Genomic DNA, 13,276 nt, shown 5'->3' with positions numbered 1-13,276 from the left:
GACGACCTAGTTGAACCAGCCGCGCACGACGTTGTCGAATCGGCTCAGTGCTGATCCGATCGCCATGTGCATGTCGAGGTACTGATAGGTTCCGAGCCGGCCGCCGAAAAGCACCTGCGGCTCATTATCAGCGAGAGCACGGTAGCCTTGCAGCTTTTCGCGGTCTTCCGGAGTGTTCACCGGGTAGTACGGCTCGTCGCCTTCATCGGCGAAACGCGAGTACTCACGCATGATGAGCGTCTTCTCCGACTGGTAGTTCCGTTCCGGATGGAAATGCCGGAACTCGTGGATGCGCGTGTACGGTACGGTCTCGTCAGAGTAGTTCATCACCGGTGTGCCCTGGAAATCGCCCGTCTGCTTGACCTCTTTCTCGAAGTCCAGCGTGCGCCAGGACAAAGCCCCGAGCTCATCGTCGAAGTACTTGTCAAGCGGTCCGGTGTAGACGATCGGAACTTTGCCGACCATCGCCTTCTTGTTCAGCGGCTGCGACTCGTCGAAGAAGTCGGTGTCGAGTTTGACCTCGATGTTGGGATGGTCTGCCATCTTCTTCAGCCACGGAGTGTAGCCGTCGACCGGCAGACCCTCGTGCGTGTCTTTGAAGTAGTGGTTGTCGTAGGTGTATCGCACCGGCAGACGGTTGATGATGCTCGGGCTGAGCTTCTTCGGATCGGTCTGCCACTGCTTTGCGGTGTAGCCCTTGATGAACGCCTCGTAGAGCGGACGGCCGATCAGCGAGATCGCCTTCTCCTCGAGGTTCTCAGGCTCTTTTCCGTGCAGCTCCGCCGCCTGCTCGGCGACCAGTGCACGAGCCTCATCGGGGCCGTACGCGGCCTGGAAGAACTGGTTGATCGTGCCGAGGTTGATCGGCAGCGGGTAGACGACGCCATCGTGGTTCGCGTAGACACGGTGCTGGTAGTCCGTGAACTTCGTGAACTGATTGACGTACTCCCACACATGCTCGTTCGACGTGTGGAAGAGGTGAGCGCCGTACTTGTGGTACTCGATCCCCGTCTCAGGATCGATCTCGCTGTAGGCGTTGCCGCCGATGTGGCTGCGGCGTTCGATGATGGTCACTTTCAGCCCGAGCTGCGTTGCAGCTCGTTCCGCGATGGTGAGTCCGAAGAACCCAGAGCCGACGATGAGAAGATCCACTGAACGCGTCCAATCTGTGCGAGGTGCAGGCGTCGCAGCCTTAATGAGGGCATACTGCATCCATACTAGCGGCCCCGACTCTGCCGCTGACATTCCAGATTACCGACTGGGCTCACACTGAGAGGGACGAACGGCCGAGGACGACTTGGTAACCTAGAGAGGTTATGCCTTCACCCAAGTACCGCAACGACATCCAAGGTCTGCGTGCCGTTGCAGCACTGCTCGTGGCCGTCTATCACATCTGGTTCCACAGGGTGTCCGGTGCAGTCGACCTCTTTTTCTTCATCTCCGCCTACTTCATGACGACATCGCTGCTGAGACGACTCGACGGCGAGCCTCTGCGAGCGCAGTGGCGGCAGATCTGTCAGTTCTGGGTGAACCTGCTCAAACGCATGCTTCCGCAAGGGTGGGTCGTCTTGGTCGTGGCTGCTCTAGCTGCTTGGTACATCACCCCTATGACCTGGTGGCAGCAGATGATCAGCGAATTCGCTGGCGCTGCGACGTTCACCGTCAACTGGGTGCTCGCGGCTCATGGCAACGACTATCTTCACACCGGAGACGTCCCGTCCCCCGTCCAGCACTACTGGGCGATGGCCGTGCAGTTACAGGTGTACGTGATCTGGCCTGTACTCATCTGGGCGGCAGCGCGCATCGGACGGCACCTGCACCTGACGTCTCCAAGAGCTGTGCTGCTGGTGCTCGGCGTCTTAGGCACTGCCTCTCTCGCCTACTCAGTTTTCCTCACCGGCGTCGATCAACCACTCGCCTACTACGACACGTTCACACGCTTTTGGGAGTTCGCCGCAGGCGGCATCTTCGCAGTCGTTCTGCCGCTCCTTCGAGTTCCGCGGCCGGTGCGGATCGTCTCAGGCTGGATCGGACTGCTCGGTCTGTTGAGCTTCGGCATGCTCGTCAACGTATCTGAGCGCTTCCCCGGGGCCATGGCTTTGGTTCCTCTCGCCTTCGCTGCACTAATCTTCATCTCGACTGAGACCGGCAGCCCCTTCAGTACTGAACGACTGCTCGGCAGCAGGCCACTGGTCTGGCTCGGGGCGAATTCCTACGGCCTCTACCTCTGGCACTGGCCGATCCTCACGCTGTGGCTCGCCAATAATGGGCAGTCTCAGCTCTCGTTTTCACAAGGCATCGTCGCCATCGAATTGGCGGTCCTGCTGGCGTGGCTCACCACCCGGTTTATCGAGGCACCGTTACGTCGCGCAACGAAGCAGCCAGCCACACCACACCATGTCGCTCGAGCACGCGGGCATCGCGTGGCTACACCGCCGACGAAGGCTCTACAGGGCATCGGCACTCTCGGCCTCGTTTTGGCTCTCGTAGTGACTCTCTGGGGTATGCACATCCGCCAGCTGACAAAGGTCGCCAACGAAACAGCCAATCCCGGAGCAGCCGTCCTCACCTCTGGCTATGACGGTCCTCAACTCTTTACCTCGTTGCAGCCATCCCCGGCGGGCTTGGCACAACAATGGCCAGAATGGCCGAGATCTTCGTGTACAGCTCATGCTGAGTACGGCGTGGCTGTTACTGAGTGCATACTCGATGCCCGTCTACAAGCGAGCACGGAGGCCTCCCCTACAATCTTTGTACTGGGCAGCTCCCATACCGATTCATGGACGACGACTCTTGCGCAGGTCGTGCAAGAGCAGCACTGGAGGATGCGAGTTCTCGTTGGTCCAAGCTGCGAGGTTCAGTCATATTCGGATGATCAATTCGAGTTGGCCGAAAAGACTGACTCCGTTTGCGCTGCCATGAACCAAGTCGCTTTGGACGTCATTCGGCAGGATCCGCCCGACGCTATCCTCACTGTGGGCAACCGTTCCGTTGCCGACTCACCCGAGCTCAGTCTCGACTCACGGTTCATTGAGCGGGTTGATGCTTTTCGAGAAATGGGCATTCCTCTCATAATCATTCGCGACAACCCACGATTTAGCCTTCCTCCCAGCACATGCGTTGCAGCGCTGAAAGAACCACTATCGCAACTCAGCAACTGTGACGTCCCACGGGAAGAGGTTCTCTCCCCTGTGCCTTATGAGGATCTCTTCCCGGAACCACTCTCCAGCGACCCGCACGTACAGACCCTCGATCTCTCAGACCTCTTCTGCCCCGATGGCGCGTGCCCTGCAGCAATCGGAGGCGTATTGGTCTACATTGACGGCAACCACCCCACGCGCGACTATATGCGCACTGCGACTCCGTTTTTCGCGGAGCGCTTCATTCCAGCCCTCGAGCGCGCAATCTCCACTGTTCAATAGCCCATCGTCTAACCTGTACAGACGATGAACTCCAAGCAAACGAACGGATACAGAACCGACATCCAGGGCCTGCGCGCACTCGCCGCCCTGCTGGTCGCCGCATATCACATCTGGTTTCACCGGGTCTCAGGCGCCGTCGACCTGTTCTTCTTCATCTCGGCGTTCTTCATGACGGCGTCGCTGCTGCGCCGCTTCACCACCGCCACGCCTCGCGAGGGCCTGCGCGAGCTGCGTCGGTTCTGGGGCAACCAGTTCAAACGCCTGCTGCCCCAGGCCTGGACGGTGCTCGCCTTCACCGCGATCGCCAGCATTCTGATCACCCCGATGGCCTGGTGGCGACAGATCGTCGACGAGCTCACCTCGGCGGCGATGTTCACCGTCAACTGGGTGCTCGCCGCGAACAACGTCTCGTACATCCACAACGACGACATCGCGAGCCCCGTGCAGCACTACTGGGCCATGGCCGTGCAGATGCAGGTCTTTCTCGCCTGGCCGCTGCTGATCGGCCTCGCTGTGGTCGTCGCACGCCTGCTGCATCGCAGCCCCAAGAAGTTCGTCGCCGTGGCCCTGTTGCTCGTCGGCGGCGCCTCGCTGGTGTACTCGATCGTCACCACGGGCACGCGCCAGCCCTTCGCCTACTACGACTCGCTGGCCCGCGTCTGGGAGTTCGCAGCCGGCGGCCTGTTCGCCATGGTGCTCCCCTACCTCCGCGTCGCGCGCCCGATCCGTCTCGCGGCCGGCTGGGTGGGCGTGATCGGCTTGTTGGTCTTCGGTCAGATTGCGGATGTCTCCTCAAGTTTTCCGGGAGCCATCGCCGCGGTGCCGCTCACCTTCGCCGCCCTGATCTTCATCTCGAACAAGACCGGTCGCGTTCCCGGCACCTCGAGCCCCTTCGGCACCGACCGTCTGCTCTCGACCAGGCCGCTCACCTGGCTCGGCGGCATCTCCTACGGCATCTACCTCTGGCACTGGCCGCTGATGACGCTCTGGCAGGCGAACACGCGTTCCACTGAGCTCAGCGCGTGGCAGGGCGTCGTGGTCATCGCCGCTGCGATCGGCCTCGCCTGGCTGACGACGACCTTCATCGAGAAGCCGGTTCGCGCCCCGCGCCAGCCAGCGGCGAGCGCGGCAGCACGTGTGCCGTTTCTCACACGGCATCCTCACATCGCCCGTGCGCTTCGTGCCAGCCGCCGCCCCGCCATCCGGGTCGTGGGCATCGCCGCCGTACTGGGCATGGTGGTCGTCGGCTGGCAGGCCGACATCAACCGCATCACCGGGCGCAGTGCGAACGCCGACAATCCCGGCGCCAGCATCCTGACCGCCGACTATCAAGGACCGCAGCTCTTCACCACGCTGCAGCCTGCCGTCACCGGGCTCGACAACGAGTGGGCAGACTGGTCATCACAGTGCGACCCGCTCGACGCACACGGCAGCGAGCTGATCACCTGCGTGAACCAGCCGGCCAATGACCCGACCATGGCCGATGACGCCACCGACCCAGCGACGCTGCCGCATCGCACGATCTTCGTGGCCGGCGACTCGCACATCGACACTTGGATGACCCTGCTCGCCCCACTCGCCGACCGCAACAACTGGACGCTGCGCACGTTCATTCTCGGCGGCTGCCCGGTACAGTCAGAGGGAACCGGCAAATACTGGCCCGATGAGACGCAGCGCATCGCTGACTGCCAGGCCATGAACGACACCATGCTCGACGCCGTCGCGACCGAGCGCCCCGATGCCGTGTTCACCGTCGGCAACGTGTCGGTCGCCGACTCGCCTGACATCCATTTCGAGGATGCTCTGGTGACGCAGGTGCAGCGCATCACGCAGCTGGGCACACCGGTCGTGCTCATGCGCGACAATCCACGCTTCTCGACGGCGCCGAGTCTCTGCGTCTCTCAGGCGCAGGACACGATTCTGGCGGTCGACCAGTGCGCGACGCCGCGCGACCAGGTGCTCGCCGACGTCGATCTCGCCGACGTGCTGCCGCAGCCCCTGGCCGATGACCCCGGCGTGCTCACGCTCGATCTCGCGCACCTGTTCTGCACAGCCGACAGCTGCCCGCCGGCGATCGGCGGCCGGCTGATCTACATCGATGACAATCACCCCACGCGCAGCTACGTGCAGACGCTCGAACAGTGGTTCGATCCGGCAGTTGCCGACGTGCTGGATCAAGCGGTGCAGCACCGCCAAGAGATCGCACGCCTGGCCGCGTAAGCACTGTGCGCAAAATCCGCGGTCAGCGCCATTGCCACCCCAATCAGTCAGATGTTTCACGTGAAACGGGTTCACCGTGGATTCGCGACCATTCACCAAGCCTTACTCGGCGTGAGAACGAGTTCTCTAAGACGTCCCGATGATGCACGGCGGAGATGCGCACGTGCTTCGGCCAGTGAGAAATGGACGTGCGGCACTTCGGCACCCTGCGGAATCGGTGTCAGAAGCCAGCGCACCACGCTCGCCTAATACACGCGCAGTGGGGTGTTCACCTCAGGCACGTGCGCACCTGCTGCCAGCGTGGCCAGGCAGCCAGTGTCTTGGTGAGAGTCTCGCGATACCAAAGATCGGTGCGTCCTGTGCGCACCCCGTGCACCACGTCGCAGTCGACGGCTTCGGCGAGCTTCAGAGCCTGTGCAACATCGTCACCGACGAACTGTCCGTCGCCATCAACGAAGACGATGTAGTCGGGATCGAGGTCGAGGCCGACTCGATAGGCGCGCAGGCCAGCGGGACGATGACCACGATTCTGCTCGGCATGAATGATGTGCACATGGCCATGTGCAGCCGCATACTCGTCGGGCCTGGCCTGCATGTCATTGGTCGAATGGTCGTCAACGACCACGACGTCGAACACACGGGTCGGCGGGCTGAGCACTTCGATCAGTTAGTCGAGGAACCCGACGATGCCGTCCTGCTCGTTGAAAGCCAGCATCACCAGCGCCACATACGGATTCACGCGTGCTCCCCAATTCATTCACCGTCTGTGTGCCATGAATCGGCTTCTCAACAGAACTCGGTGCCTGCCATGTCACATGGCTGCCGACGAGTAATGTTGTCGCAACAACGCCTGTGGGTGCGACGTCATCGAGCCAAGACATAACCTTCACCCGCCAGACCGAGTATCCTGAAACGTATATGTCCGCGTCACCTAGCCCCGCCTCACCACGCTCGAAGGTCGAGACGATCACGAAACCACAATCCGGCATCCGTCGTCTGATCGCGGCCACGTGGCGATTTCTGGCCGTCGGCGCGCTCAGCAGCATCATCGAGATCGCCTCGTTCAACGTGCTGATGTGGCTCGGGCTCGGGCCAGTCTGGGCAAAGGTCGTGGCCACGGCGATCTCGACCGTCAACGCCTACTTCGGCAATCGGCAGTGGGCGTTCAGCTCGCGTGAACACCGTCGACGAGGCGTCGAGATCGCACTGTTTCTCGGTGTGAACGCCGTGTGCCTGGCACTGGGCGCTGGGCTAGTCTGGGTGGGCATCGAACTCACGCAGATCATGCTCGGTCGCACGGTCGGCACGGTCGTGATCAACATCATCAACATCATCAGCATCGGGCTCACCACAATCGTGCGCTTCGGCCTGTACCACTGGCTGGTGTTCCCGAGGCGCGAGCGTAGCCCGCAGGCCGACCCGGCCGATGTCGAGATTCGGCGCTGACCTTTCGCGCGACTTCCGCTGAGGTCGCAGCTCACCCAATCAAAGGCTTCAACGCGGTCTGTTCCTCATCGGTCAGCACCTGTTCGTAGTACCGAAAGATGTTCCCGGTCATCAGTCGACGGGACTCAGTCGGGTCTCCCTGCTTGATCGCCTCAAGCAGACGCCCTGCGTCTTTGGCCGACTGCTGCACCACGCGTTGACGGTCACCGGGCTCATTGAGTCGGCTCTGCGCGATATGCGTGAGCGCGTCGCTCAAGGCCGCACCGCTCACTTCGATGAGACGGTTCTTGGCGGCGGCCCGAATCGCCTGGTGAAAGCGTTTGAGCCACGGCCCGAAGGCTTCTGGCCCGACCTGGCCAGATTCGAGAAGCCGCTGGATCTCATCAGTCACTCGTGCGATCTCGGCGATCGCCTCGTCATCGTGATGTGCGGCGGCAAGCAGGGCCGCCTCACCGTCGATGATGAAACGAAACTGCAGCAGCTCGACCCTGGTGGTGCCGGCCTGCGAAGCCATTCTCTGCAGCGGCCCGTCGAGCACCTCGGCGGTGAACGGCAGCACCACAGGACCACGAGGGTCGCCTGGCCGCGAGTCGACCAGGCCCGTCGCGTGCAGCACCCGCATGGCCTCACGAACCGTCGATCGGCTGACAGAGAAGGTCTCGACGAGTTTGCGCTCGCCGGGAAGCCGGTCGCCGGCCTGCAGCTCGCCCGAGATCACCGCCTGCTCGATCTGCTCGACGATCTGCTCATACGCGTTCACTCGTCGAACCGGGCTGAACTCCATGCTGTCTCCTCACATCGGTGCGGCCTCCCAGCCGGCGTGGGCACCTGTGGCGCTGCAGCTCTCTTCCGGTGACATGGCAGAGTGAGAGAACAGCAGCCAGAGCTGGCCCGACCAGTATTCTACGCGTTCGACGACGAAGGCACCCGACCTCAGCTGGCGGCGCGATCCAGGCTCGGAATGGCCTCCAGCAGACGCTCTGTGTAGTCATGCTTCGGTGCGTCGAACACGGCGTCGACGGGGCCAGCCTCGACGATCTGCCCCGCTCGCATCACGGCAACCGTCTCACACGAGTGGCGCACGACATGCAGATCATGCGACACGAAGACCATGGTCAGGTTCTCTTCGTGCACCAACTCGTCGAGCAGGTTCAGCACCTCGGCCCGCACCGACACATCCAACGCCGATACCGCCTCATCGGCGATCAGCACCTTCGGCTTCATGATCAGGGCCCGAGCTATGGCGATGCGCTGTCGCTGACCGCCTGAGAACTGATGCGGAAAGCGATCAGCCGCCTCTGCGGCAAGCCCCACCCGTTTCAGCAGGGCGACGACCCGCTCGCGGCGCTCCTCGGTCGAGACTCCGCGCAGACCCTCTGAGACGATGTCGAGCACGCGCATCTTGGGATCGAGCGACCCCATTGGGTCTTGAAAGACGATCTGCACCGACTCACGCAGCCATCGCAGACGTGACTCTCTCGTCGATTCGATCTGATTGCCCAGAATCGACACCTCGCCAGACGTGGCATTGTCGAGCCCCGTGAGCAGACGCAGCAGCGTCGACTTGCCACAGCCCGACTCACCGACGATGCCGAACCGCTCGCCTCGCCGCACATCGAAAGAGATGCCGCGCAGCGCTTCAACCGTTCGTTTGCGCCCCAGAGGGCCGCTCGAGGTTCGATAGGTCTTCACCAGATCGCGCACCCGCAGAATCGGCTCGGGCTCTGATGCGGCAACGGCATTAAAGACCTTGTCGGCAGCCGCTTCGCCAGAGGGCTCGAGCCAGGTGTGTGCGGCCGGTGTCAGCTGTGGCCTGGTCGTGCTCGAATCTCTGACAGCGGCCGGCACCTGGGCGGCGCGGTCACGAGCCTGCGAGAGATCGACCACTGTGGCGAGACGCCCGTCTGCACGTGTGCGCAGCTGTGACGCCGCCAGCAGCGCGCGCGTGTAGTGATGCTGCGGCTGGGTGAACACCCGATCGATCGGCCCGGTCTCGACGACGTCTCCTCGCTGCATGATGACGACGCGATCGCAAAGCGACGCAACGACGCCCAAGTCGTGAGTGATGAACAGCAGCGAGGCGTCATGCTGCCGCACCTGTCGACGCATCAGCTCCAGCACCTGTGCCTGCACCGTCGCATCGAGCGCCGTCGTCGGCTCGTCGGCCAGAAGCAGATCGGGGCGATTTGCCATCGCCATCGCCAGCATCACGCGCTGGCGCTGCCCTCCTGACAGCTCGTGAGGGAACGCGGTCGCGGCGCGCGCAGGGTCTGGCAGCTGCACCTCGTCGAGAAGCTCGACCGCTCGGCTTCTGCACGCCGTGCGTGGCAGAGACGAGTGGAGGCCGATGATCTCGGCGACCTGATCGCCGACTTTCATCAGCGGGTTGAGCGCAGTCATGGGCTCCTGAAAGACCATCGAGAGACGATCTCCACGCACCTTCGACCACTCCCCCTCGTCCAGCTGCGACAGGTCTCCGACGCCGTCAAGCGCGATCGTGCCAGTCGAGGTCAGCGGATCGGGCAGCAGCCCGATGATCGACAGGCAGGTCAGCGACTTGCCTGATCCCGACTCTCCGATCAGGCCGATGCGCTCGCCGCGCTGAATCGTCAGATCCAGCCCGTGTACCAGCTCTTTGCGACCGGCGTTGACACGCAGCCCGTCTATCGTCAACAGGGTGTTCATCGTGTTGCCTCCATTCGCGGGTCAAAACGATCTCGCAGGCCATCGCCCAGCAGGTTGAAGCCCAGCACAGTCACCGCGATGGCGAGACCGGGCCAGACGAGAGTGAGCGGCTGCACGTAGAGAAAGCTCTGAGCCTCCTGCAGCATGCGCCCCCACGAAGGTGTCGGTGCCGGTGTGCCCGCACCAAGGTATGACAGCGCTGCCTCGGCCAGAATGGCCACAGCGAATCCGACCGAGGCCTGCACGATGAGCATGCCCCGGATGTTGGGCAGCACGTGCCGGAAGGCGCTGAAGATCGGGCCACGACCCGCAGCACGAGCGGCCATCGAGTATTCGCGACTCAGCACCTGCAGGGTTCCGGAGCGCACGAGCCGGGCGACACCCGGTGCCGCACCGATGCCCAGGGCGATCATGGCCACTGTCGTGCTGCCGCCGAACACGGCGGCCAGAATGATGGCGAGCAGCAGCGGAGGGAATGCCTGAACGATGTCGTTCCACCGCATCATGACGCCGCCGATACGTTTGCCTGACATCGCCGAGGTGATGCCGAAAGGCACTCCCAGCACGAGAGAGATGCAGACCGTCACCGCCCCGACCATCAGCGGCGGTCGAGCGCCGGCCATGATCTGACTGGCGATGTCTCGGCCGAGACCGTCGGTTCCGAGCAGATGAACGGCGCTCGGCCCCTCCAGACGATGGGTGGGGTCTGTCGCCAGCGGATCCATCGGAGTCCATACCAGCGAGACCAGTGCGAGCAGCACCATCAGCGCCACCAGGATGGCACCGACGATCAGCGAGCCGTTCAGCCGCGAACTCTGTCGGCGCACCGCGGCCAGAGAGAGAGCTACGGTATTGACACTCATTCGACACTCCTCAGACGTGGGTCAACCAGCGTGTGGATGACATCGACGATTAGGTTCACCAGCAGCACCAACATGACGATCACCATCACGATGCCCTGGACCTGGATGAGATCTCGGTTGGCCACCGAGCGCAGAAGCAGGCTTCCCATGCCGGGGACGACGAACACCGTCTCGATGACGACCGCCCCGATGATCAGCGCGGGAAACTCGACTCCGGTGACCGTGATCACCGGCACGATCGCGTTGCGCAGACCATGTCGGCGCATGGCCTGCCAGGGCTTGAGTCCCTTCGCCCTCGCGGTGCGCATGAAATCCTCTCGCAGCACATCGAGAACCGATCCGCGCATGTATCGAGAGAGGATCGATCCGCGCACCAGCCCGAGTGCGAGCGCCGGAAGGATGAGATGCTGCAGAAAGCCGACGAAATCCTCACCCGGCGCCGACCATCCGCCAGAGGGCAGCCAGCCGAGCATCACGGCGAAGACCGTCACCAGAATCAGGCCCGCCAGAAAGCTGGGAATCGAGATGCCCACCTGACTCACCGCCGAGTAGAAGGCCCCGTCAATGTGCTTGCGACGTACTGCGGCCAGCGTGCCGAGTGGCAATGCGATGATCAGGGCGACGATGATGCCCGAGAGTACAAGAATCAGAGAGACCTGCAGAGCCTCGAAGATCTGTGGGCCCACGGCGGTGTGACTCGCGTATGAGGTACCGAGGTCACCGCGCAGAAACCCGCCGATCCACTCGAAGTAGCGCACGATCAGTGGACGATCGAGACCGAGCTGCTGCTGCAGCCGCTCGACATCGGCCTCGGTGGCATCCGTGCCCAGCTGCGCTCTGGCCGGATCACCGGGCATGACGCTGAGCAGCAGGAACACCACGACCGACGCCACGATCACCGACGCCACGAACGACAGGACTTTTCGTGACAGGGACACAAGCATGTTGTTCAGTCCTTTCCGACCGAGACAGAGAGGTCAGGTTGCCGGATGGCGGGCAGTCGGGCGCACAGGCCCAGGCTGCCCACCATCCGAGCGCGGCCTACTTGCTGACGGTGACCTGCGAGAAGTCGATGCCCGCTCCGTAGTAATCCGTGGGAAGACCAGTCACCGAGGCCTTGGAGGCCACGATGTTCGGTGTGTTGTACAGCCACACTGCCGCTGCGTCGTCGACGATCTGCTGCTGTGCCTTCTTCATGGCCGCCGTCTTCGCCGAGTCATCGGTGGCTGCCTTCGCCTCTGCGAACGCCGACTGCACGTCGGCATTGTCGTATGACCAGTAGTACTTCGGGTTGCCGAAGTTCGTCATGTTGTGCGCCTCGATGTGGTTGGTCACCGTGAGGTCGTAGTTCTTGCCGGTCATCGTCTTCTCGACCCAGACCGCGGGAAACTCCTGCACCTCGAGGTTCACCTTGATGCCGACCTCCGAGAGGTTCGACTGGATGACCTGAGCGGCTGCCTGCGCATACGGGCGGTTCGGAACGGTGAAGGTCAGCGACAAGTCAGACACCCCGGCCTCTCGCAGCAGCTGCTCAGCCTGATCAGGATCGTGCTTTCCGGCTTCGCCGAACTCCTCGAACCAGGCGTCGGTGGGCACTGACGGGCCGTTGAGCACGGTGCCGTGACCGCTGGTGGCTGCGGCGAGCACGGCATCCTTGTCGATCGCGTGTGTGATCGCCTGGCGCACGCGAACATCCTTCAGCGCCGGGTTCGCCTCGTTCATCGGCATCACGACGACCGATTGCGTCGACCCTTCGGTCACGGTGTACTTCGAATCGGATTTCAGCGCATCGATCTGGTCGTATGCCTCGGCCTGGAAGAGCGCGTCGGTCTCACCCGTGCGCAGCGAGTTCGCTGCGGCCGAGGCGTCGGCGTAGTAGGCCAGGTCGACTTCGGCGTTCTTCGCCGACGTGCCCCAGTAGCTGTCGTTGCGCTTCAGCTTCATCTTGACGCCGGGCTCGTACGACACGAACGTGTAGGGGCCGGTGCCGTTCGCGGTGGTCGACATGGTCGCCACCGAGTTTGGCGCAATCATCGAGCCCAGCACCGTCGTCAGCCAGAACAGCAGATCTGAGTCGGGCTTCGACAGCACCACGTCGGCCTGCGTGGGTGAGACGACTTCGACGTGGTCGATCGCAGCAAGGTTCGACGGGGTGTTCGCCTTCCACTGCGGCACACGCTCAAGCGAAGCCTTCACCACATCCGCATCGAATGCAGTGCCGTCGTGGAATTTGACCCCGTCACGCAGGGTGAACGAGTACCGCAGGCCGTCGTCGCTCACCTTCCAGTCTGTTGCCAGCAGCGGCTGAATCTGACCCCTGTCGTCCAGCTTGACCAGGCCTTCATAGACGTTGCCCGCGAGCGCCTGGAAGATGGCCGCTCCGCCGCTGGTGGTGAAGTCCAGGCCAGCCGGTGACGCGGCCATGCCCACAGTGACGGTGGCCGCGTCATCGGCCGCGCCGGAGCCTCCAGAGCCGCTGCCCCCGGCCGAGCAGGCCGAGAGAGAGATGGCGACTGCTGTCGCGACGAGACCTGCGCCGATGCGGCGCAGAGTAAGTGATCTGTTGACTGACATGCTTGCTCCTCAGGGTTGTGCAGGGGGTTACGGTTCGACTGTGCAGAGCTCGGAATCGGTGGTCAT

General features: G+C 62.9%; 10 protein-coding genes. 3 read left to right on the top strand and 7 right to left on the bottom strand.

The features are described from left to right. Nucleotides 1-6: 6 nt before the first annotated feature. Nucleotides 7-1,212 carry a UDP-galactopyranose mutase gene (gene glf / locus F8O08_RS10685; protein ID WP_158043282.1) on the bottom strand — a complete coding sequence of 402 codons (1,206 nt, stop codon included), beginning with the start codon at nucleotides 1,210-1,212 and terminating at the stop codon, nucleotides 7-9. 104 nt (nucleotides 1,213-1,316) lie between these two features. On the opposite strand from glf, the gene F8O08_RS10680 reads away from it, so the two are divergent. Both F8O08_RS10680 and F8O08_RS10675 read left to right on the top strand, forming a co-directional pair. Then, complete coding sequence (locus F8O08_RS10680; RefSeq protein ID WP_158043250.1) at nucleotides 1,317-3,422, top strand: acyltransferase family protein; 2,106 nt, start codon at nucleotides 1,317-1,319, stop codon at nucleotides 3,420-3,422. A gap of 24 nt (nucleotides 3,423-3,446) precedes the next feature. Then, nucleotides 3,447-5,642 carry an acyltransferase family protein gene (locus F8O08_RS10675; protein WP_158043249.1) on the top strand — a complete coding sequence of 732 codons (2,196 nt, stop codon included), beginning with the start codon at nucleotides 3,447-3,449 and terminating at the stop codon, nucleotides 5,640-5,642. Nucleotides 5,643-5,910: 268 nt separating this feature from the next. Here F8O08_RS10675 and F8O08_RS10670 read toward each other — a convergent pair whose 3' ends face one another. Further along, nucleotides 5,911-6,300, bottom strand: a complete 390-nt coding sequence (locus F8O08_RS10670; RefSeq protein ID WP_192497773.1) for a glycosyltransferase family 2 protein — start codon at nucleotides 6,298-6,300, stop codon at nucleotides 5,911-5,913. 260 nt (nucleotides 6,301-6,560) lie between these two features. Between F8O08_RS10670 and F8O08_RS10665 the strand changes: the two genes are divergently transcribed. Next, the gene (locus tag F8O08_RS10665) at nucleotides 6,561-7,088 is read left to right on the top strand and encodes a GtrA family protein (protein WP_158043247.1); all 528 of its coding nucleotides are present in this window, start codon (nucleotides 6,561-6,563) and stop codon (nucleotides 7,086-7,088) included. 31 nt (nucleotides 7,089-7,119) lie between these two features. On the opposite strand, the gene F8O08_RS10660 is transcribed toward F8O08_RS10665, so the two are convergent. The 5 genes from F8O08_RS10660 to F8O08_RS10640 all read right to left on the bottom strand — a co-directional run bounded on the left by F8O08_RS10660 (nucleotide 7,120) and on the right by F8O08_RS10640 (nucleotide 13,210). Continuing rightward, entirely contained in the window at nucleotides 7,120-7,872 is a 753-nt protein-coding gene (locus F8O08_RS10660) for a FadR/GntR family transcriptional regulator (RefSeq protein ID WP_158043246.1), read from the bottom strand. A 149-nt stretch (nucleotides 7,873-8,021) separates the two neighbouring features. Continuing rightward, nucleotides 8,022-9,773: a dipeptide ABC transporter ATP-binding protein gene (locus tag F8O08_RS10655; RefSeq protein ID WP_158043245.1), complete on the bottom strand. Its 1,752-nt coding sequence runs from the start codon at nucleotides 9,771-9,773 to the stop codon at nucleotides 8,022-8,024. Continuing rightward, nucleotides 9,770-10,636, bottom strand: coding sequence for an ABC transporter permease (locus tag F8O08_RS10650; protein ID WP_158036925.1), 867 nt, complete (start codon nucleotides 10,634-10,636; stop codon nucleotides 9,770-9,772). The genes F8O08_RS10655 and F8O08_RS10650 overlap by 4 nt, the downstream gene beginning before the upstream one ends. After that, complete coding sequence (locus F8O08_RS10645; protein WP_158030473.1) at nucleotides 10,633-11,580, bottom strand: ABC transporter permease; 948 nt, start codon at nucleotides 11,578-11,580, stop codon at nucleotides 10,633-10,635. Before F8O08_RS10645 ends, F8O08_RS10650 begins: the two co-directional genes overlap by 4 nt. Nucleotides 11,581-11,677: 97 nt before the next feature. Continuing rightward, on the bottom strand, nucleotides 11,678-13,210 hold the full coding sequence (locus tag F8O08_RS10640) for an ABC transporter substrate-binding protein (RefSeq protein ID WP_158043244.1): 1,533 nt from the start codon (nucleotides 13,208-13,210) through the stop codon (nucleotides 11,678-11,680). Nucleotides 13,211-13,276 lie beyond the last annotated feature (66 nt).

The sequence above is a fragment of the Pseudoclavibacter sp. CFCC 13611 genome (assembly GCF_008831225.1).
Taxonomy (GTDB): domain Bacteria; phylum Actinomycetota; class Actinomycetes; order Actinomycetales; family Microbacteriaceae; genus Pseudoclavibacter_A.
Note: the sequence above shows the minus strand (reverse complement) of the source record. Positions and strands in the feature narration are given on the sequence as shown.

Excerpts from the sequence above, each read along its gene's own strand:
- glf (WP_158043282.1), bottom strand. The coding sequence starts at position 1,212 with ATGCAGTATGCCCTCATTAAGGCTGCGACGCCTGCACCTCGCACAGAT.
- F8O08_RS10680 (WP_158043250.1), top strand. The coding sequence starts at position 1,317 with ATGCCTTCACCCAAGTACCGCAACGACATCCAAGGTCTGCGTGCCGTT.
- F8O08_RS10675 (WP_158043249.1), top strand. The coding sequence starts at position 3,447 with ATGAACTCCAAGCAAACGAACGGATACAGAACCGACATCCAGGGCCTG.
- F8O08_RS10665 (WP_158043247.1), top strand. The coding sequence starts at position 6,561 with ATGTCCGCGTCACCTAGCCCCGCCTCACCACGCTCGAAGGTCGAGACG.
- F8O08_RS10660 (WP_158043246.1), bottom strand. The coding sequence starts at position 7,872 with ATGGAGTTCAGCCCGGTTCGACGAGTGAACGCGTATGAGCAGATCGTC.
- F8O08_RS10655 (WP_158043245.1), bottom strand. The coding sequence starts at position 9,773 with ATGAACACCCTGTTGACGATAGACGGGCTGCGTGTCAACGCCGGTCGC.
- F8O08_RS10650 (WP_158036925.1), bottom strand. The coding sequence starts at position 10,636 with ATGAGTGTCAATACCGTAGCTCTCTCTCTGGCCGCGGTGCGCCGACAG.
- F8O08_RS10645 (WP_158030473.1), bottom strand. The coding sequence starts at position 11,580 with ATGCTTGTGTCCCTGTCACGAAAAGTCCTGTCGTTCGTGGCGTCGGTG.
- F8O08_RS10640 (WP_158043244.1), bottom strand. The coding sequence starts at position 13,210 with ATGTCAGTCAACAGATCACTTACTCTGCGCCGCATCGGCGCAGGTCTC.